Source organism: Kocuria rhizophila DC2201 (assembly GCF_000010285.1).
GTDB lineage: Bacteria > Actinomycetota > Actinomycetes > Actinomycetales > Micrococcaceae > Kocuria > Kocuria rhizophila_A.
This window is the reverse complement of the sequence record NC_010617.1, coordinates 2,506,512-2,525,084: the sequence shown is the minus strand read 5'-3', so window position 1 is coordinate 2,525,084 and position 18,573 is coordinate 2,506,512. Positions and strand designations below refer to the sequence as shown.

General features: G+C 71.5%; 18 protein-coding genes. 13 read left to right on the top strand and 5 right to left on the bottom strand.

The genetic code is table 11. The features are described 5' to 3' along the window. Window positions 1–662 precede the first annotated feature (662 nt). Together KRH_RS10860 and KRH_RS11840 are read left to right on the top strand one after the other, a co-directional pair. Entirely contained in the window at window positions 663–1,178 is a 516-nt protein-coding gene (locus KRH_RS10860; RefSeq protein WP_012399263.1) for a GNAT family N-acetyltransferase, read from the top strand. 213 nt (window positions 1,179–1,391) lie between these two features. Next, the gene (locus KRH_RS11840) at window positions 1,392–1,814 is read left to right on the top strand and encodes a hypothetical protein (protein ID WP_012399262.1); all 423 of its coding nucleotides are present in this window, start codon (window positions 1,392–1,394) and stop codon (window positions 1,812–1,814) included. Between the two features lie 269 nt (window positions 1,815–2,083). Here the strand turns inward: KRH_RS11840 and KRH_RS10850 are convergent, their stop codons facing one another. Then, window positions 2,084–2,761 carry an enoyl-CoA hydratase/isomerase family protein gene (locus KRH_RS10850; protein WP_041297435.1) on the bottom strand — a complete coding sequence of 226 codons (678 nt, stop codon included), beginning with the start codon at window positions 2,759–2,761 and terminating at the stop codon, window positions 2,084–2,086. Between the two features lie 125 nt (window positions 2,762–2,886). Between KRH_RS10850 and KRH_RS10845 the strand changes: the two genes are divergently transcribed. After that, a complete protein-coding gene (locus KRH_RS10845; RefSeq protein ID WP_012399260.1) occupies window positions 2,887–4,311 on the top strand; it encodes a dihydrolipoyl dehydrogenase family protein in 1,425 nt (474 codons plus the stop codon). Between the two features lie 107 nt (window positions 4,312–4,418). Next, the gene (locus KRH_RS10840; protein ID WP_012399259.1) at window positions 4,419–5,060 is read left to right on the top strand and encodes a DUF1345 domain-containing protein; all 642 of its coding nucleotides are present in this window, start codon (window positions 4,419–4,421) and stop codon (window positions 5,058–5,060) included. Between the two features lie 64 nt (window positions 5,061–5,124). On the opposite strand, the gene KRH_RS10835 is transcribed toward KRH_RS10840, so the two are convergent. The 3 genes from KRH_RS10835 to KRH_RS10825 all read right to left on the bottom strand — a co-directional run bounded on the left by KRH_RS10835 (window position 5,125) and on the right by KRH_RS10825 (window position 7,901). After that, window positions 5,125–5,844, bottom strand: a complete 720-nt coding sequence (locus KRH_RS10835) for a hypothetical protein (protein ID WP_126341205.1) — start codon at window positions 5,842–5,844, stop codon at window positions 5,125–5,127. Window positions 5,845–6,127: 283 nt separating this feature from the next. After that, complete coding sequence (locus KRH_RS10830) at window positions 6,128–6,991, bottom strand: hypothetical protein (protein ID WP_012399257.1); 864 nt, start codon at window positions 6,989–6,991, stop codon at window positions 6,128–6,130. A gap of 94 nt (window positions 6,992–7,085) precedes the next feature. Then, complete coding sequence (locus KRH_RS10825; RefSeq protein WP_041297434.1) at window positions 7,086–7,901, bottom strand: sulfurtransferase; 816 nt, start codon at window positions 7,899–7,901, stop codon at window positions 7,086–7,088. 272 nt (window positions 7,902–8,173) lie between these two features. On the opposite strand from KRH_RS10825, the gene KRH_RS10820 reads away from it, so the two are divergent. After that, entirely contained in the window at window positions 8,174–8,566 is a 393-nt protein-coding gene (locus KRH_RS10820) for a DoxX family protein (RefSeq protein ID WP_012399255.1), read from the top strand. 14 nt (window positions 8,567–8,580) lie between these two features. Here KRH_RS10820 and KRH_RS10815 read toward each other — a convergent pair whose 3' ends face one another. After that, entirely contained in the window at window positions 8,581–8,760 is a 180-nt protein-coding gene (locus KRH_RS10815) for a hypothetical protein (RefSeq protein ID WP_012399254.1), read from the bottom strand. Between the two features lie 143 nt (window positions 8,761–8,903). Between KRH_RS10815 and KRH_RS10810 the strand changes: the two genes are divergently transcribed. The 8 genes from KRH_RS10810 (at window position 8,904) to KRH_RS10775 (ending at window position 18,261) form a co-directional block, all read left to right on the top strand. Beyond that, the gene (locus tag KRH_RS10810; RefSeq protein WP_041297433.1) at window positions 8,904–9,701 is read left to right on the top strand and encodes a carbon-nitrogen hydrolase family protein; all 798 of its coding nucleotides are present in this window, start codon (window positions 8,904–8,906) and stop codon (window positions 9,699–9,701) included. Between the two features lie 264 nt (window positions 9,702–9,965). Continuing rightward, the gene (locus KRH_RS10805) at window positions 9,966–11,093 is read left to right on the top strand and encodes a Gfo/Idh/MocA family protein (RefSeq protein WP_012399252.1); all 1,128 of its coding nucleotides are present in this window, start codon (window positions 9,966–9,968) and stop codon (window positions 11,091–11,093) included. 46 nt (window positions 11,094–11,139) lie between these two features. Continuing rightward, complete coding sequence (locus KRH_RS10800; protein ID WP_041297432.1) at window positions 11,140–12,552, top strand: TIGR01777 family oxidoreductase; 1,413 nt, start codon at window positions 11,140–11,142, stop codon at window positions 12,550–12,552. 207 nt (window positions 12,553–12,759) lie between these two features. Next, complete coding sequence (locus KRH_RS10795) at window positions 12,760–14,304, top strand: hemolysin family protein (protein ID WP_012399250.1); 1,545 nt, start codon at window positions 12,760–12,762, stop codon at window positions 14,302–14,304. Beyond that, a complete protein-coding gene (locus KRH_RS10790; protein WP_012399249.1) occupies window positions 14,301–15,380 on the top strand; it encodes a hemolysin family protein in 1,080 nt (359 codons plus the stop codon). The genes KRH_RS10795 and KRH_RS10790 overlap by 4 nt, the downstream gene beginning before the upstream one ends. Beyond that, a complete protein-coding gene (locus KRH_RS10785) occupies window positions 15,377–15,976 on the top strand; it encodes a DUF3817 domain-containing protein (RefSeq protein WP_012399248.1) in 600 nt (199 codons plus the stop codon). Before KRH_RS10790 ends, KRH_RS10785 begins: the two co-directional genes overlap by 4 nt. A 183-nt stretch (window positions 15,977–16,159) precedes the next feature. Beyond that, window positions 16,160–17,362 (top strand): sensor histidine kinase, encoded by a 1,203-nt coding sequence (locus KRH_RS10780; RefSeq protein ID WP_012399247.1) that lies wholly within the window; start codon window positions 16,160–16,162, stop codon window positions 17,360–17,362. Continuing rightward, window positions 17,362–18,261, top strand: a complete 900-nt coding sequence (locus KRH_RS10775) for a response regulator transcription factor (RefSeq protein ID WP_012399246.1) — start codon at window positions 17,362–17,364, stop codon at window positions 18,259–18,261. Before KRH_RS10780 ends, KRH_RS10775 begins: the two co-directional genes overlap by 1 nt. The last annotated feature ends 312 nt before the right edge of the window (window positions 18,262–18,573 follow it).

Sequence of the window (18,573 nt, the reverse complement as noted above, 5' to 3'; positions counted from 1 at the left end):
ACACCCTGCCATATGCTCATCCGGATGGACCGGCCAGGGGATGCCGCTCAGGACGTGCGTAGGCCCTTGCGGGCGGACGACTGGATGATCGTGATCTCGTCCGAGTCCCCAGGTATCAGACAGTAGTGGATGTCACTAGTATGTGCGCCGAGCGAAGATTAAACATGCGCTAGACAGGATCGGGGTGGTGAAGCTTGAGCGACACAGGTCGCATGCACGTCACGTCCCGCGGTAATTGGCTGGCATCGGCAGGGCTGTCAGTGGGTGTGTCGGTTGATCCGGAAGCCGGGACAGTGACACTCCTGGCACCCCTCTATCGCCGCTCCCTGCTGCTGCCCGACATCGCCTCTGTCTGTACTCACGAGGACGACGGTCTCAATCACGGCTTTGTGAATTGGGTTGTGACAGGTCGAGCAAAGTCCCCCCCGTGGCGTCCGACTCAGCGCGGGTGGGAAGGGCCGAGTCGACATCGCAACCCGTGCGGGAAATCGATACGCGGTTGTTGTGGACTCGGTCGCGCAAGCCCGGCAGATCGCCCACGCTATAGAGCGTGCGCAGGCATTACACCGCGAGTGACTGCTTTCCCCGTGCCTCGGCTGTGTCCTTATTCATCCGCTACGGCGTTACCCGTTGCCGTCTTAGCACCCAAGGTCTTTGAGTAGATGCCCGTGATTCGTCTAGCATTCCCTGCAGACGCGCTCAGCCTGCCGACCATTGAAGCCGCCGCGGGAGAGGCTTTCCGCTCGATTGGGATGCCGGAGATTGCCGACGACCCCTTGCCCGATGTTCAGCAACTCTCGGGGCATGCATCGGACGGCCGGGTGTGGGTTGCCACGGTCGACGACCAGGTCGTGGCCTACGCCCTAGCCGTCGAGCGCGACGGGAGCGCTCACCTCGAGCAGGTCAGCGTTCACCCAGATCATGCCGGGCAGCGCATCGGAGCAGACCTGGTCGATGCCGTTGCCTCGTGGGCGCGCGACCGCGGCGATGAACGGCTGACGCTGACCACCTTCGCCGACGTCCCGTGGAATGCCCCCTACTACCGGAAGCTGGGGTTTCACCCTCTTCCGGATGAGGCCCTCGGCCCGCAACTTGCTGCCGAACTCTCCGAGGAGAGGGCCCGGTTCGCGGCGCCTCGTCTCGCAATGGCCTGCGGAAGCGGACAGGCCCATCTTTGAGATGCGGTTGGTCCCGGAGGACAGCCATGACTCCTCGGCCTTGACCACGGTGCACCTCGGGGAGAAGATCAGCCCGCGCCATATGACAACCGGCTGATCACGGTGACCCCAGCCCGACTCCCTGGGGGCGGCGGCGCGTCTCCGTCCCCTCACACCCAACTACGCGAAGAAACCTCGGGGTGCTGCGGGGAGCCGCGGCACTAGTCTCTAAGCATGGATTTGATGACGAAAGTGCTCGGCAATTCGGTCATGCACATGCGGTCGTTGTTGAGTGCAGTCGTGGACACCTCGTGGGTAGTGCCCGCCGGCGACGTGGAGTGGTCCTGCCGTGACACGGCGGCGCACGTGGCAGACGATCTGTTCTCCTACGCGTCCCAGATGATCGCCGAACCCCAGGACAACTATCTGCCCATTGACGCCGTGATCGATCCGAACGCAACTAACCGCCAGATTCTTGACGCAATCGCCATGTGCGGCCGAATGCTTGAGCTGGCCGTCGAGAACGCCCAGCCCGAGGCCACGGGCTGGCACCCCTATGGAGTGTCGGACGGCTCTGGGTTCGCTGCAATGGGTGCCACCCGCGACCTTGTGCACGCCACTACTGGATCGGCTCTTCCCCAACTCACCCACCGGTGATCCCACTGCCGTGCTTCTCTACAGCTGCGGTCGAGCACCCCTGGGCGCATGCCCTCGGTTAGACGCGTGGTCGTGGGACGCCACTGTCCCTATCGCGCACTGACTTCTTGCGTTCGTTGGGTGCTGCGGCTTCTTTCAGTTGTCACCGGCCGTGGAACACGGGCGGGCGTGAGCCCACCGCGCCAGTCCCACCCGTCCCGCGACATGCTGGCGCGAAGACGGTGTGACTCGGGTGGTGCGCCGCGTACGCGCAGCATCAAGAGGTTGGCTCAGGCGTCCGACTCCACGGTGAGTTGCTCCGGGCGGTGCAGCGCGTCCACCACGTCCGCGTACCGCCGCCGCTTGTTCGTGGCCAGGACGGAGCCGCGGAGCGGGCTCAGCTCACCGGCCCGGCGCACGGCGTGGGCCAGCAGATCCGCGCCGGGAACGGCGTCGTCGACAATTCCTGCCGCGGCGGCCGCGGGGGCGTCGTAGCGCTGGGACAGGATCATCGCACGGTGGACTTCGCGCGGCGTGAGGCGTGCGGAGACCAGGGCGGTTAGCCCGGAGGTGAACGGGACCCCGATGGAGGTCTCCGGGAGGCACAGGAACCCGCGCTCCGACCGGGCGCAGCGCTCGTCGCACGCCAGGGCCAGCAGCAGCCCACCGCCGTAGCAGTGGCCGTTGGCCGCGCAGACGGTGGGGACCTCCAGGACCAGGAGACGGGCGAGGAGCCCCTGGAACGCCTTGCCGTATCCGGGCTCGACGAACAGATCCGGCACGAGACCGTTCGAGAAGAACTTGCCCTGCGCCGTGATCACCAGCGCGAGATCCCCCGGTGTGGACTCCACCTGCGTGAGCGCGGCGTCGATGGCCTGGATCCGCTCGTGGGTGAAGCGGTGGTCGCCCTCGGGCGAGTCACTGATGTCGAGGACGAAGACATTTTCCTGGCGGGTCAGCTCAGTCATCTCGTCAGCATCGCACACGCCCGCGCATGGACGCGGCTGGGCAACCAGCGCCGGGGCCGCCCCGGGAACAGCGGTGCGCACCATCCATCTAGACTCGCCCCACACCCACGACGAACGGAGCCCTCATGACCACCGCGAACCAGAGCACCCCGGAAACCGGCACGAGCGCGGAGGACGTCGCGGACGTCGTCGTGATCGGCGGCGGGCCCGCGGGGGAGAACGTGGCGCAGTACGCCCACGAGGGCGGGCTCTCCGCCGTCATCGTGGAGGAGGCCCTCATGGGTGGGGACTGCTCCTACTACGCGTGCATGCCCAGCAAGGCCCTGCTGCGCCCCGTGGAGGTGGCGCGCACCGCCGCGCACCTGGACGGCGTGGACTCCCCGGCCGTCCGGGTGCGGGAGCTGCTCGCGCGCCGGGACGCGTGGGTCTCCCACTACGACGACGCCGGGCAGGTCCGCTGGGCGGAGGGCGCCGGTCTGCGCGTGGTGCGCGGGCACGGCGAGATCACGGGGCCCCGCACCGTCCGGGTCACCGGTCCGGACGGCGAGCGGACGCTGGCCGCCCGGCGAGCGGTGGTAATCGCCACCGGCTCCGTCGAGGTGGTCCCGCCCGCCCTGGAGGGTCTGCACGCGTGGAGCTCCAAGGACGCCACCGGGGTCGTGGAGGTCCCGCCGCGCCTGGCGATCGTGGGCGGCGGCGTGGTGGCTGTGGAGGCCGCCACCTGGCTGGCCGCGCTCGGCTCCTCCGTCACGCTGCTCGTGCGCGGCGACGCGCTGCTCGCGAAGAACGAACCGTTCGTGGGGGAGCTCGTCCGCGCGGGCCTGGAGGACGCCGGGGTGGACGTGCGGCTGAACACAACTGTGGAGACCGCCCACCGCGAGGACGCACGGGACACCGGTCTCGGCCGGATCCACGGCGGCACGGTCCGGCTGCGCACCACGGGCGATCCGCTGGAGGTGGACGAGGTGCTCGTGGCCACCGGCCGCACACCGCGCCTCACCGACCTGGGGCTGGAGTCCGTGGGGGGCACCCCGGAGGACGCCCACGCCGGGCGGCTGCCGGACTGGCTGCACCTGATCGGGGACGCCGCCGGCACCGCCCTGCTCACCCACTGGGGCAAGTACGAGGCCCGAGTGCTCGGCTCCCGGCTCGCCGGACGGCACGAGACCGCCCCGGACGGTCCCGTTCCCGTGCCGCAGGCCGTGTTCACCGATCCCCCGGTCGGTGCCGTGGGCATGACCGAGGCCGAAGCGCGGGAGGCGGGGCACGGCGTCGTCGTCGCGGAGGCCCCGATCACCGGTGCCGCGGGTGCCGCCCTGCTGCGGGACGACGCCGCCGGGCGCGCCACACTGGTGGTGGACGAGGACTCGGGGTGCCTCCTGGGTGCCACGTTCGTGGGACCGGAGGCCACCGAACTGGTGCACGGGGCGACGATCGCGATCGTGGGGCGGGTGCCCGTGAAGCTGCTGCGCCACGCCGTGCCCAGCTATCCCACGGTCTCCGAGATCTGGCTGCGGCTGCTCGAGAGCCTCCCCGTGGCGCTGCGCTGAGCACCCTGCCTCACGGACCTGCCGGAGCGGGCGCGCGGCCGCGCCTGCACCGGAGTCACCGCAACGACGCCGCCACGCCGCCCGGGCGCGCCCACTAGCCTGGACGCATGACGACGACCGACCGGCGGCCCATCTCCGCCCACGTGCGACTTGCCGCCGCAGTGGTGATCGGGGTGGCCGCCGGGGCCGCCTCGGCACTGTTCCTGGACGGGCTGCTGGTGGCGCTGGTGGGGGCGTGCGCGGTGTCCCTGGCCTACGTGGTGATGGCGGTGTCCGTGCTGTGGCCCATGTCCGCCGAGCGCACCGGGGAGAACTCCGTGCGGGAGGACTTCCAGCCCATCGTGCAGGAGGCTCTCGTGGTGGCGCTGTCCCTGGTGAACCTTCTGACCATCATGGTGATCCTGGTGCGCGGAGGCACCGAGGCCCGCACCACCGGAGCCGTGCTGGGGCTGCTGGGCATCCTGCTCACGTGGGCCATGCTGCACCTGATGTACGGGGCGCGCTACGCCCACGAGTACTACAAAAAGCCCACGGGCGGAATCGACTTCAACACCCAGGACGCGCCGCGCTACGTGGACTTCCTGTACTTCTCCTTCAACCTGGGCATGACGTTCCAGGTCTCGGACAACAACGTGGTGACCACGGGCCTGCGCGCCATCATCCTGCGCCACTGCCTGCTGTCCTACATCTTCAGCACGGTCATCCTGGCGGCCACGGTGAACGTGGTGCTCGGTGTGCTGCCAGGATGACCGCGCCGGTTCCTCTCCCCGCTCGGTGTGCCCCGCAATGACGGACCGTGGGTGATGGGGGACCCTACGCGCCGGCGCGGACGGACTTCAGGATCGCGTCCACGGTGCCGGCATCGTCCGTCTGGTTGATCTCGTTGACCAGCTCCACGCCCTTGCGCTGGGACAGTGGCCGGTTGCCCTCGTTGACCGGGCCGTAGTGGAATTCCGCCCACAGCTCCGCAGGGTTGCCCTTGTTCTTCAGGTGCACGATCCCCTTGTTGTCGGACTCGGTGAGGCCCCACAGCACGGAGTCTCCCGTGTCCTTGCGTGAGGGCGCGGCGATGTAGCTCGCGTACGTGTACACCTTGGTCTTCAGCTGCTCACCGAGGGGCGTCTCGTGGCCGATCAGCGGATGGGACGGCCGGGTGAACCAGTCCCCCTTGGGCGGGCGGGCCTTGGTGGAGGCCACCGTTCCGGTGACCTTCCCGTTCGGGCTCGTGAGCTCCAGGTAGCCCCGGTTCTGCTGCGCGGTCCAGTCCTTGGGGTACTTGACCGTGAACAGCTTGTCCGGGTCCGTGTACGACTGCGTGAGCTCGTAGGTGTCGGCGCTGTTCGCCTCCGCCGGGGTCACGCCCTGCGCCTGCGGCAGCGCGCTCTCCGTGGAGCCGCCCGCGCTCGCGGGACTGCTCGTCGCAGTGGTTCCCTGGGGCTCCGGGGAGGGCCCGCCCGCACATCCGGTCACCGCGACCGCGCCGAGGACCGCGGCCGCGGCCAGCCACGTCCGGGAGTGAATTCGCTTCGCCATAGCAAACAGATTCGCAACCGGGGGCGGCGAGCGCAAGATCACATCGGGGCCGTAACCGAGTCGTGATGATGCACCTGCATACAGTGCCCGCCGATCGGCAGAGTTTCCCGAGCTGACCTGCGGTGATGCGCGGGCAAGAAGTCACCGCTCTTCGGGGGACAACCTGTCCGATGAGCCGCGGGCGGTCCCGGCGCCGAGCACGACGACGCCCGGCCGGAAGGCGTTCCGGCCGGGCGTGGACGGGCCTGCCCAGGGTCGGGCGGGCCCTCGAGGGCTGAGGTGCTCAGACCTCCGGGGTGTCCCTCGGTGTGAGGTAGCGCTCGCCGTCCTCGGTGGTGCCGAGGTCGTAGTCCCGCTCCTGCTCCTGCACGCGGTCCTCCACCATCTGGGAGTGGCGCACGGGCTCCACCTCGGGCACGTCCCGGGGGTCCTGGTACTGCGAGGCGTCGTTGTCCTCGTCCCCGGCCCGGGGGTCATGCCCGTCCGCAGTGTTGTGCTCCGCGCCCGGCCCACCGGAGACGCGGCGCCCGGTCTCGGACGCATCCGCCTCCACATGCACGGCCCCGTCCGGCACGCCCCCGCGGGGACCGGCCACGTGGGCCGCCGCAGCGGTCTCGTCCCGGACGGTGTCCGCACCGGAGCGGGCACCCTCGCCGGACGCGCGCTCACCGGCTCCGCGGGCGTGCTCCGACTGGCCGGCGTGGTCCAGGCGGTCCTGCGGATTGTCGGAGATGTTGGGGTTGGCGTCCCCGGGGCGCGGCTGGAACTTGCGGGTCCCGGCCAGTGCCTCGGAGTCCACATCGCGGCTGTGCTGGGCATCCACCGTGCCCTCCTCCACGACCGGGAAGCCGGTCTCGCGCAGGGCCTTGGGGGGCTTGCCCCCGTGCTCGTCCTCGACGGTGCGACCGTCCCGGGCGGTGCCGTGGGGCGCGGAGGTGGCCGTGGCGGCGTCGCCCCGCACGGGCGCCCCGGCGGAACGGTGCCGGGAGCCCGGTTGTTCGGGGTCCCCGTCCGCCGAGCTCTCGTCGGGCTGGGTGTCGCGCCCGGCGCGGGAGTCGTCCTTGCCGTGCACCGTGGTGGGCTGGTCGGGGTCGTCGATCTGGCCTGCCGACGCGATGGGGTCCGTGTTCTCGGGCTGCTGAGTCATGTGATGCCTCCTGCTGTCGGGGTGGCCTGAGCCACTGTCGTGTGCTCCATCTTGGCACTGCGGTGGGGAGTGTGTCAGTAGCCTGACGGTCGGTTCAGCTGGTGGGGGACGTCTCCACCGGGCGGTCCGTGTGGGAGTACTGGGACCAGCTGCCGGGGAACAGTCGCCCGTTGCCCAGTCCGGCGTGCTCGGCCACGAGCAGGTTGTGGCACGCCGTGACCCCGGAGCCGCAGTAGGAGATCATCCGGGAGGCGTCCGTGACCCCGGCGGCCTCGAAACGCTCCCGCAGCGCCTCGACGGGCTGCAGGGTCCTGTCCTCCCGCAGGTGCTCGCGGCACGGCACGTTCACGGCACCGGGGATGTGCCCGGAGCGGGGATCCACGGGGTCCGGGGTGTGCCCGGCGAAGCGCGTGCGGTCCCGGGCGTCCACCACCACGGGACCGTGGGTCGCCTCGTCAATGGTGGCCAGTGCCTCGCGCGGCCACGGGGCGGGCGTGAACTCGGCGGTGGGCAGCACGGTGCGGTGCCGCTCCCGCTCGTCGGTGGGGAAGGCGTCCAGGCCGCCGTCCAGCAGGGCGGCACGGTGGCCGGTGGTGCGCAGCATCCACACGAGACGCGCGGCCATCACGCCGCCGGCGTCGTCGTAGGCCACCACCGTGGTGGAGTCCCCGATGCCCGCGCGGGACATGGCCGCAGCGAAGTGCTCGGGCGTGGGCAGCGGGTGCCGGCCACCCTCGGGGCGCCCGTGCTCCGCGAGGTCCGCGCCCACGTCCACGAACACGGCGCCCCGCAGGTGCCCCTGCAGGTACTCGGCCTCGGCGTTGCGCCCGTCCAGGTACATCCGCGCGTCCGCGAGCACCACCTCGTCCCGGTGCTCGGCCAGCCACTGCGGGGTCACAAAGGGGTCCATGACCGCCTCCTCGTTCGACGACGTCGCTGCTCGCCTCCCAGCGTAGGGCGCGCGTCCGGCGCTGGGAACGACGCCGCCCGGCAGAGTTCTCCGACGGCCTGCCCGCAGCTGCGGGTACGGCAGGTGTCCTCGAGGGGTGGGCGGCCCCGCGCCGAACGGAGCGCTGGGCCCGAGGGTCACGGGTGCGGCGCGCGGTGGGCGCGAGCGGCGTCGCCGACCGCTGCGGGTGGACCTGCGAACCCCGCGGCGAGGCGCATGGGTACGGTGAGGGGATGAACAGGACACTGACGACCACTCGCCGCAAGGCCAACCGCTCCGCCGTGCTCTCCGGGCTGGCTCTGACCGGGATGGGCGTGCTGCACCTGGTGAAACCGCAACCGTTCGACGCGCTGATCCCGGAGCAGCTGCCGGGCACCGCGCGGCAGTGGTCCCTCGGTTCGGGATATGCGGAGCTGGCCACCGCGGCGCTGCTGCTCGTGCCGCGCACTCGCAGGATCGGCGGGGCGGTGTCCGCAGCGCTGTTCGTGGGCGTGTGGCCGGGGAACATGAAGATGGCGTGGGACTCGCGCAATGCGGCACCCGCCCGGCAGGCGATCGCGTACGGGCGGCTGCCGCTGCAGATCCCGCTGATCGTCAGCGCGGTGAAGATCGCGCGCAACGCCTGAGCAGGACCCCGCGACTACTGCTGGCCGCGGTTGAGGCGCACGGCCCAGAACCCGGTGACGGCCACCGCGACGATCCCCACGAGGACCGCGAAGGGCACCATCGGTCCGCCCAGCACGAGGCCGAGAACCACCGCGAGCAGCACGGCGAGCCACGCGGCCGAGACGGCGAAGAGAGCGGTCCGGTTGCGGGCCATGCAGTCCTCGTTCCGGGGTCGACGCCCGTGCCGGGGGCCCGGCGCGGGTCTCGAGGATAAGCACAGATCCCGCACGGACGACACCGTTCCACTGGCGTGCTTTGCTCTTTCCGCAGGCTGCCGGGGCCTCTAGGGTGGCAGGCATGCGCATCGCCCTCGGACAGCTGCTCAGCACCTACGACCCCGCGGAAAACCTGCGGGCCGTAGCGGATCTCGCGCGGCGCGCGGGCAAGGACGGCGCGGGCCTGCTCGTACTCCCCGAGGCCACGATGTTCGCGTTCGGGCGCCGCCTCACGGACGTTGCCGAGCCGCTGGACGGGCCGTGGGCGAGCGCCGTCGCCGATCTCGCGCACGAGCACTCGGTGGCGATCGTCGCGGGCATGTTCACCCCCGGGGACGGCGAGCGCGTGCGCAACACCACGCTGATCGCCCTGCCGGACGGCGCCGTGCGCGGCTACGCCAAGATCCACCTCTTCGACGCGTTCGGCTTCCTGGAGTCCGACACCGTGGACCCCGGCGACGAACCGGTCACCTTCCCCGTGGGGGGCACCACCGTGGGTGTGGCCACGTGCTACGACATCCGCTTTCCGCGCCTGTTCACCCGGCTCGCGCACGACGGCGCCACGGTCACCGTGGTCGGTGCGTCCTGGGGTGACGGGCCGGGCAAGGTGGAGCAGTGGGAGCTGCTGGCGCGCGCCCGCGCACTGGACACCACCTCCTGGGTGGTGGCCGTGGGCCAGGCGAACCCGCTCGCCGCGGGGGTGGAGAACCCGGAGAAGGCCCCGCGCGGGGTGGGGCACAGCCTCGTCGCCGCCCCGGACGGATCCGTGGTGGCCTCCCTGGGGGACGCCCCGGACTACACGGTCGTGGACCTGGACATGGACCTCGTGGAGCGCACCCGGACGTCCATCCCGGTGCTGGCCAACGCGCGGGAGCTGTAGGGCCGGAGGGTGAACCCCGGGGCGCCCGCGCAGGGAAGGCCGCGGCGGCGTCGTCGTGCGGGACGGCGCACGGGACGAGGCGGGGGCGGGTCCACAACGGGTGACGGGCACGGGGAAACGGCGAGGATGCCGCGCCTGTGCGCGGTGGGTGAACGGGCGCTGACACGCGCCGGAGGGCCTGCCTACAGTGGACGCGGAACACGTCATCAGCCCACTGACGGGTGGGTGTGACCCGCAGTCTCGACCCCTCGGAGGTTCACCACCATGGTTGCCAGCATCCCGAACGACCGCCCGGTCCGCTTTGCGGTGGTGGGCGTGGGACAGATCTCCCAGCAGGCGTTCATCCCCGGTCTGGACCGGACCGAGGGCGCCGAGCTCTCCGCGCTGGTGACCTCCAGCGCGGAGAAGGCCGAGGAGCTGGGCCAGGAGTACGGCGTGGCCGTGCACTCCTACGAGGAGTACCCCGCGCTGCTGGAGTCCGGCGACGTGGACGCCGTCTACGTGGCCACTCCCGTGTTCCGGCACCGCGAGTTCGCCGAGCCCGCGCTGAAGGCCGGCATCCACGTGCTGCTCGAGAAGCCCATGGAGACCTCCGTGGGGGACTGCCAGGCCATCATCGACGCCGCGGAGCAGAGCGGGGCCACGCTGATGCTCGCCTACCGCCTGCACCAGGAGCCGGGCACGGTGGAGATGATCGAGAAGGTCCGGGACCAGAAGGTCATCGGGGACCCCCGCTACTTCACCGCCGCGTTCTCCCAGGACATCACCGAGGAGAACCACCGCGGCCACTCCGGCTACTGGGGCGGCCCCATCCCGGACCTGGGCACCTACCCGCAAAACATGGTGCGCAACCTCTTCCACGACGAACCGGTGGAGGTCTACGCCAAGGGCGTGCGCACCCCGGGCCGCGAGTTCAACTTCGACGACACCGTGGCCGTGACCCTCACCTTCCCCGGGGACCGGCTCGCGCAGTTCACCATCTCCTACGCGTCCGAGTCCGTGGAGCGCTTCACGGTGTCCGGCACCGAGGGCGAGATCTCCGCGGAGCCGTGCTTCGGTTTCGGCCCGGACACCGGCATCGAGTACACGCTCACGAAGAACGGCTCCTCCGAGAGCTTCGCGCACGACCCCGTGGAGCAGTTCGGCGGGGAGACCCAGTACTTCGTGGACTGCCTGCGCCAGGGGGTGGCCCCCGAGCCTGACGGGGAGGAGGGTCTGCTGGATGTCCGCGTGAACGCGGCGATCCTGGAGTCCCTGGAGACGGGTGCTCCGGTGGCACTGGAGCCGCGGCGTCGTGAACGCGTCCTGGACTCGCGCCAGGTGCGCCGCGTGACCCCCGCGGCCGAGCCCGGCGACGACGAGCTGGTGGACCAGGTGCCCCAGAACGGCTGATCGACCCCAGCAACCCGCCCCACGAGTGAACGGAAACGGCAGCGCCATGACCCACGAATACGTCCACGAGACCCGCCTGACCCAGCCGCGGGAGCAGGTGTTCGCGTGGCACGAGCGCCCCGGGGCGCTGCCCCGTCTGACCCCGCCGTTCGGCGGTGGCCCGGACCAGGTGCGCCAGGCGCCCTCGGACGGGATCGAACCCGGTTCCGAGGCCAAACTGGGGGTGTCCGTGCCGGGCACGTTCGGCATGGTCCACCTGCCCTGGACCGCTGAGCACGGGGAGTGGGACCCGCCGCACTACTTCACGGACCGCATGGCCAAGGGCCCGCTGGGGGAGTGGGAGCACCGCCACGTCTTCGAAGAGACGGAGGCTGGCGGCACGCTCATCCAGGACCGGGTCACCGTGCGGCCGCTGCCGCAGTGGGCGGGCAGGCTCAACGACGTGGGGGAGCGCGTGATGACCCCGCAGCTCAACCGGATCTTCGCCTACCGGGAGCGGCAGCTGAAGGCGGACCTCGCGTTCCACGACCAGCACGACGGACCCCGGCTCACCATTGCGGTGGCCGGCTCGTCCGGTCTGGTGGGCACGCAGGTGTGCGCGCTGCTGGAGACCGGCGGGCACACCGTGATCCGCATGAAGCGCGGCGCGTCCACCGGGGACGGCGTGATCGGCTGGGACCCGGACAAGGGCGTGCTGAACCCGCACGACCTCGAGGGTGTGGACGTGGTGGTCCACCTGGGCGGGGCGTCCATCGCCACCCGCTTCACCGCGGAGAACAAGAAGAAGATCATGAACTCCCGAGTGGATAGCACCGAGCTGCTGGTGCGCGCCCTGGGTCAGGTGCCCGCGGAGAAGCGCCCCAGGGCCCTGGTGGTCTCCTCCGCCGTGGGCTACTACGGAACTGGCCGCGGGGACGAGGTCCTCACGGAGGACTCGCCCTCCGGGGACGGCTTCCTGGCCGAGGTGTGCCGTGCGTGGGAGCGCGCCGCCCACGGGGCCACCGCCTACGGCATGCGCGTGGTCAACATCCGCACCGGGCTGGTGCTCTCGCCCACGGGCGGGCTGCTCAAGCCCCAGCTGCCGCTCATGGAGGCGGGACTGTCCGGGCCTCTGGGCGGGGGGCAGCAGTGGCAGAGCTGGATCGGACTGGACGACATGGCCGGCGCGGTGGCGCACCTGGCGCTCAGCGAGGACGCTGAGGGCCCGTTCAACGTGGCCGCGCCGCAGCCCGTGCGCCAGAAGCAGTTCGCGAAGACCGTGGCCGGGGTGCTGCACCGGCCCGCAGTGGTCCCCACGCCCCTGGCCGGGCCCAAGGCCCTGCTGGGCACCCAGGCCACCGAGGAGCTCGTGGCCGCGAGCCAGCGCGTGGACGTGTCCAAGCTGCTGGCCAGCGGCTACCGCTTCCGCACCGAGGACCTCCGCAGCTGCGCCCAGCACATCCTGGGTCGCACGGACTGACACAAGCCGCGGGCCGGGGGTGCAGATTCGGTATTCTTGTTCCGTGACATCTCAACACAACCGGCCCCCGGCGCACCTCGGTGCGCTCGTCTCGGCCGATGACAAGGAGTCGGACAGTCCGGCGCAGCTCCGCTGCTCCCCTGATTCCCGTTCGACCGGATCCCCGTTGCCCCCGCGCGCGCTCACGTCGCACCACGAGGTGAGCTGGTGCTGACAGCCTGGCTCCTTCTGCTCGTCTTCATCTTCCTGGTGCTGGCCAACGCCCTGTTCGTGGCCGTGGAGTTCGCGTTCCTCACCGTGGACCGCCAAGCGGTCCAGCGCGCCCAGCAGTCCGGCGACAAACTGGCCGGGACCATCGAGCAGAGTCTGAAGAAGACCTCCACCAACCTTTCCGGTGCCCAGCTGGGCATCACCGTCACGAGCCTCATGGCGGGCTTCCTCACCGGGCCCAGCCTGGGTGAACTGTTCAGCGAGGGCCTCGGGTGGGCGGGGGTTCCCGACGCCGCCGCGGTGGGCATCGCGACCACCGCCGCCTTCATCGTGGCCACCTTCACGCAGATGGTGTTCAGCGAGCTGGTGCCCAAGAACTGGGCGATCGCGGACCCCATGCGGGTCACCCGCGTGGTGGTGCTGCCCCAGAAGCTGTTCATGGTGGTCTTCGGCTGGCTCGTGTCCCTGCTCAACAGCTCCGCCAACGCGGTGCTGCGCATGCTCGGCTTCACGCCCACCGAGGACGTGGCCAACGCCCGCACTGCGGAGGAGCTTGCCTCCGTGGTGAGCCGCTCCGGGCGCGAGGGCACCCTGGACGCGGGCACCGCGGAGCTCGTGGCCCGCTCGATCGAGTTCGGGGACCGCACCGCCGCAGACGTGATGCGCCCCCGGCCCCGCGTGACCTTCCTGGACGCGGACGACACCGTGGAGCACATGCTGCTCACGGCCTCCGAGACCGGGCACTCCCGCTTCCCCGTTACGGGGGAGTCCGTGGACGACATCGTGGGCGTGGTGCACTACACCCACGCCCTGGCCGTGCCGTTCGACGAGCGCGCCGTGGTGCGCGTGAGCGACGTGTGCGTGCCCGCGGACGTGGTCTCCGAGTCCATGACCCTGGACCCCCTGATGCGCCAGCTGCGCGTGAAGGGCCTGCAGATGGCCGTGGTGGTGGACGAGTACGGCGGCACCGCCGGGATCGTCACCCTGGAGGACCTCATCGAGGAGATCGTGGGCGAGATCGACGATGAGCAGGACACCCGCGTGCAGCGCTTCCGCCGCACCCGGGACGGCGGCCTGGTGGTCTCGGGCCTGCTGCGCCCGGACGAGCTGGGCGACGTGCTGCGCGTGGACATGCCCGAGGGCGAGGAGTCCGACACCCTGGGCGGCCTGATGGCAGAGGAGCTGGACCGGCTGCCGCGCGTGGGGGACACCCTCACCGTGGAGGCCGTGGACCACTACCACCGGGACGAGGACGACCTGCCCACCAAGGCGGAGATCCGCCTGGACGTGATGCGCATGGACCAGCACCGGGTGGACCGGATCCTGGTGCACCGCGTGGGCGGCAACCCCGACGAGCGCGGCGGCTCCACCACGTCCACCGCGTGGCAGCCCCCGGGGCGCCCCGATCCGCTGGGCGGGGACGGCCGGGAGCCGGAGACCGCAGAGGAGTTCCGCGCGTCCCAGGGCGAGAACCGGGGAGCCCCCGGCTTCCACCGTGACGAGGACGTGTCCCAGGAAGACCCGAACGAGGAGCAGCGATGACCACGAGCACCGCGATCATCATCCTGGTCCTGCTGCTGGCCGGCAACGCGTTCTTCGTGGCGAGCGAGTTCGCGGTGGTCTCCGCCCGCCGGGACCAGCTGGAACCCCTGGCCGCAGAGGGTTCGAGCTCCGCGAAGTACGCCCTCAAGGGCATCGAGAACGTCTCCACGTCCCTGGCCGCCACGCAGCTGGGCATCACCGCGTGCTCGCTGCTGATCGGTGCCGCGGGTGAGCCCGCGATCGCACACCTGATCGAGGTGCCCATGCACTGGCTGGGCGTGCCCGAGGCGCTCATGCACCCGATCGCCCTGGTGATCGCGCTGCTGATCGTCACGTTCCTGCACATGATCCTGGGCGAGATGGTGCCCAAGAACATCGCGATCGCGGTGCCCAGCCGGGTCGCACAGGTGCTGGGTCCCGTGCTGCACGGGTTCGTGGTGGTGTTCCGCCCGTTCATCTGGATCATGAACGCCACCGCCAACCAGCTGGTGCGCTGGCTGTTCCGGGTGGAGCCCAAGGACGAGGTGGCCTCCGCGTTCACCTCGGACGACGTCCGCGGCTTCGTGGCCGAGTCCGGGCGCGAGGGTCTGCTGGACAACGACGAGATCCGGCTGCTCACCGGCGCCCTGAACTTCGAGAACAAGACCGCGGCGGACGTCGCGCTGCCGCTGACCGGCATGCGCACCGTGCCCTCGGACATCACGGTCTCCGGCGTGGAGCTGCTGTGCGCGGAGACCGGCTACTCGCGCTTCCCCGTGCGGGACGCGGACGAGCGGCTTGCGGGCTACATCCACGCCAAGGACGTGCTGGGCCTGCCCGAGACCGCCCGCGAGCGGCCCATCCCCCCGGCGATCGTGCGCCGCTTCGCGCGCGTGGCCCCGGGGGACAAGCTGCGCAAGGTCACCCGCACCATGCAGGCCAAGGGCGCGCACTTCGCCCTCGTGGGCGAGGTGGCCCGCGATTCCCGCACCTCGGACGAGTCCGTGTACATCGTCGCGCTCGAGGACGTTCTGGAGGAGCTCGTGGGCGAGGTCCGCGACGCCACCAGCAAACCCGATCAGGAGGACGCCGCATGAGCCCCCGGAAGCTGTACCGCACCGCCGCCACCGCCGAGGCCGTCACCTGGGCGCTGCTGATCCTGGGCATGCTCGCCAAGTACGTCCTCCACGCCGGGGACCTGCCCGTGCGCGTGGGCGGCGGGATCCACGGCTTCGTGTTCCTGAGCTACTGCGTGGCCACCGTGGTGGTCTGGACGGACCGCCGCTGGCCCGCGTCCACCGGTGTGGTGGGGCTGCTGCTGTCGATCGTCCCGTTCGCCACGGTGCCCTTCGAGCGCCACGTGGAGCGCCGCGGCCTGCTCGCCGACTCGTGGCGCGTGGCCCCCGCGGGCCGTTCCACCGCGCACGACGACGCCGCACGGCCGGCTTCCTCCGCCACCTCGCCGCAGCGCGGGGCCGGGTCCGGCTCCCCGGAGGGAACCGCGGCCACGGCGGCGTCGGCCCCCGTGGCGGGAGACGTGACCGGGCGCGAACCCGCGCGCACGCCCGCCGAGAAGCTGCTCGCGGTGATCCTGCGGTGGCCGGTGCTCTCCGGGCTGGCGCTGCTGGTGTTCGTGGTGCTGCTCTTCGCCGCGCTGCTCACGGCGGGCCCGCCCACCCAGTGGTTCAACTGACCGGTTGAGGCGCGGCCGCTGCAGCGCCTCGTCGGCACTGCTCCGAGCGCCCCGCCGCGCGCCGCGCGACCGGCCCACCGTGGACGCCCCGCGTTCCTCCCCGGCAGGGGCTGGAGCGCGGGGCGTTTCTCGTCCCGCGGGATGACGTGCCCGGCCGCCCCCGGCGGATAGGCTTCCCCCGTCATGGCTGCACACATCAGACTCGCCCGCTGGGTGGAGGACCACCCCCACCAGAGCAACGCCGTGCTCATGGTCCTGGGCGGAGTGGTCACGGCGTTCTTCTCCGCGTTGTCACTGGGAGACACGCGGACGTGGTGGTTCACGCTCGCGTGCTGGATCCCGCTGTTCTTCCGTCGGGTCAACCCCGTGGCCACGGCGTACTGCGTGGGCGCCCTGAGCCTGCTGGGCCTGCTGGTGCTCAACGTGGCACCCATCGGGCTGTGCCTGTGGGCCGTGCCGTGCGTGGTCTACACCGCGGCGAAGCTCTCGCCCACCCCCGCCGGGCGGCGCGTGTACGCGGCGGCGCTGCTGGGCAGCGTGGTGCTGGGGGTGCGCAGCAACCACTGGTTCCTGTTCATGTTCGACGGCTACTCCACGCTGGAGTGGGCGCTCGCGGGCACCATGTTCACGGTGGTCACCGCGGCGATCGTCACGGTCGCGTTCCTGGCGGGGGATCTGGCGCGCGGGCGGCGTCGTCGTCGGGAGCAGCTCGAGGACCGCGCGCGGCGCCTGGAGGTGGAGCGCGAGCAGGAGGTGCGCCTGGCCGCCCAGGACGAGCGGGCGCGGATCGCGCGGGAGATGCACGACGTGGTGGCGCACTCGCTGTCCGTGGTGATCGCGCAGGCGGACGGGGCGCGCTACGCGGCGTCGTCGACCCCCGAGGTGGCCGTGGAGACCCTGGGGACCATCGCGGAGACCGCGCGCGGCTCCCTCGCGGAGATGCGCAAGCTGCTGGGCGTGCTGCGCACCGAGGACGGGACGGGCACCGCACCCGTGCCGCAGCTCGAGCAGATCGAGCACCTCGTGGCGTCCGTGCGCGCGGCCGGGCTGCCCGTGGAGTACCTGGTCAGCGGGGACGCGCACCTGTCCCCGGGCGCGCAGCTGACCCTGTACCGCGTGGTCCAGGAGACCCTGACCAACGCCCTCAAGCACGCGTGGCAGGCCACGAGCGTGCGGATCGTGCTGGAGCACCGGGACACCGGCTCCGCGGTGGAGATCATCAACGACGGCGCCGGGGCCGTCACGCGCGCGCCCGGCGGGGGCTTCGGGCTGCAGGGGCTGCGCGAACGCGTGGGCCTCTACGGGGGCACCCTGAGCGCGGGCCCGCACCCCGAGCGCACGGACGTGTTCGTGGTCCGCGCTACCCTGCCGGGGGAGGAGACATGATGGCAGAGACTCTGGGCGCCGCACCCGTGCGCGTGCTCATCGTGGACGACCAGCCGCTCGTGCGCGGCGGCTTCCGCATGCTCGTGGACTCGCAGCCGGACCTCACCGTGGTGGGTGACCTGGACGACGGCGTGGCCGCCGTGGAGGCCGTGCGCACCGCGGCGCCGGAGCAGTGCCCGGACGTGATCCTCATGGACGTGCGCATGCCCCGGATGGACGGCATCGCCGCGACCCGGGAGATCCTGCGGCGGCGCCCGGAGGTCAGGATCATCGTGCTCACCACGTTCGACCTGGACGAGTATGCCCTGGAGGGCATCCAGGCCGGCGCCAGCGGGTTCCTGCTCAAGGACGCCCGCCCCGAGGAGCTGCTGGACGCGATCCGCACCGTGGCTCGCGGGGACGCCGTGATCGCACCGTCCACCACGCGGCGGCTGCTCTCCCACCTGGTGTCCGGGGGCTTGCAGCCCGCGGACCGACCGGCTCCGGGCGGGGCGTCCCAAGCCTCCCGCGCGGGGTCCGGGGGCACGACGCCGCCGGAGGAGCCCCGGTGGCTCGGCGCGGCTCCCGCACCGGGTGCCGACCCCGACGCTCCCCTCGGTGGTGCCCCCTTCGGTGGTGCGCCCGGCACCCCGCAGGCTCGTGCGGGCGGCAGCGCCGGAGGGGCCCCGGCGCGGGACCCGTGGCAGGACCCGCGGCTCGGCACGCTCACGGCCCGCGAGCGCGAGGTCTTCGAGCTGATCGGCGAGGGGTGCTCCAACGGGGAGATCATGCAGCGGCTGTTCCTCTCCGAGCCCACGGTCAAGACGCACGTGTCCCACATCCTGTCCAAGCTGGACGCCCGGGACCGGGTGCAGGCCGTGGTGATCGCGTACGAGACCGGTGTGGTGCTGCCCGGCTGAGCCCCGGTCCCCGGCCCGCCCTCATCCCCCGGTATGAGCGGACGGCCCCGGGCGAGACCCGTGCCACCGTGCGGCGGGCGCGCGGCGGGCCAAAGCTCGTACCCCCGTCCGATGTGCGCCGCCCCGGGGGCTCGGAGAATGGAAGCATGACTTCTCCGGACCCCACCCACACCCCACACGACTCCGCTCCCTGGGCCGCCTCCGGCGGCACGGCCACCAACGGCACCGCACCCAACGGCGCGGCATCCCACCGTGCCGTTCCGCAGGGCACCGCCGCTCAGGACACCGCGGACCGCGGCACCGACGGCTCCC

What these genes read in the sequence shown, in the direction of transcription:
- KRH_RS10860 (WP_012399263.1), top strand. Translation starts at nt 663, where the DNA reads ATGCCCGTGATTCGTCTAGCATTCCCTGCAGACGCGCTCAGCCTGCCG.
- KRH_RS11840 (WP_012399262.1), top strand. Translation starts at nt 1,392, where the DNA reads ATGGATTTGATGACGAAAGTGCTCGGCAATTCGGTCATGCACATGCGG.
- KRH_RS10850 (WP_041297435.1), bottom strand. Translation starts at nt 2,761, where the DNA reads ATGACTGAGCTGACCCGCCAGGAAAATGTCTTCGTCCTCGACATCAGT.
- KRH_RS10845 (WP_012399260.1), top strand. Translation starts at nt 2,887, where the DNA reads ATGACCACCGCGAACCAGAGCACCCCGGAAACCGGCACGAGCGCGGAG.
- KRH_RS10840 (WP_012399259.1), top strand. Translation starts at nt 4,419, where the DNA reads ATGACGACGACCGACCGGCGGCCCATCTCCGCCCACGTGCGACTTGCC.
- KRH_RS10835 (WP_126341205.1), bottom strand. Translation starts at nt 5,844, where the DNA reads ATGGCGAAGCGAATTCACTCCCGGACGTGGCTGGCCGCGGCCGCGGTC.
- KRH_RS10830 (WP_012399257.1), bottom strand. Translation starts at nt 6,991, where the DNA reads ATGACTCAGCAGCCCGAGAACACGGACCCCATCGCGTCGGCAGGCCAG.
- KRH_RS10825 (WP_041297434.1), bottom strand. Translation starts at nt 7,901, where the DNA reads ATGGACCCCTTTGTGACCCCGCAGTGGCTGGCCGAGCACCGGGACGAG.
- KRH_RS10820 (WP_012399255.1), top strand. Translation starts at nt 8,174, where the DNA reads ATGAACAGGACACTGACGACCACTCGCCGCAAGGCCAACCGCTCCGCC.
- KRH_RS10815 (WP_012399254.1), bottom strand. Translation starts at nt 8,760, where the DNA reads ATGGCCCGCAACCGGACCGCTCTCTTCGCCGTCTCGGCCGCGTGGCTC.
- KRH_RS10810 (WP_041297433.1), top strand. Translation starts at nt 8,904, where the DNA reads ATGCGCATCGCCCTCGGACAGCTGCTCAGCACCTACGACCCCGCGGAA.
- KRH_RS10805 (WP_012399252.1), top strand. Translation starts at nt 9,966, where the DNA reads ATGGTTGCCAGCATCCCGAACGACCGCCCGGTCCGCTTTGCGGTGGTG.
- KRH_RS10800 (WP_041297432.1), top strand. Translation starts at nt 11,140, where the DNA reads ATGACCCACGAATACGTCCACGAGACCCGCCTGACCCAGCCGCGGGAG.
- KRH_RS10790 (WP_012399249.1), top strand. Translation starts at nt 14,301, where the DNA reads ATGACCACGAGCACCGCGATCATCATCCTGGTCCTGCTGCTGGCCGGC.
- KRH_RS10785 (WP_012399248.1), top strand. Translation starts at nt 15,377, where the DNA reads ATGAGCCCCCGGAAGCTGTACCGCACCGCCGCCACCGCCGAGGCCGTC.
- KRH_RS10780 (WP_012399247.1), top strand. Translation starts at nt 16,160, where the DNA reads ATGGCTGCACACATCAGACTCGCCCGCTGGGTGGAGGACCACCCCCAC.
- KRH_RS10775 (WP_012399246.1), top strand. Translation starts at nt 17,362, where the DNA reads ATGGCAGAGACTCTGGGCGCCGCACCCGTGCGCGTGCTCATCGTGGAC.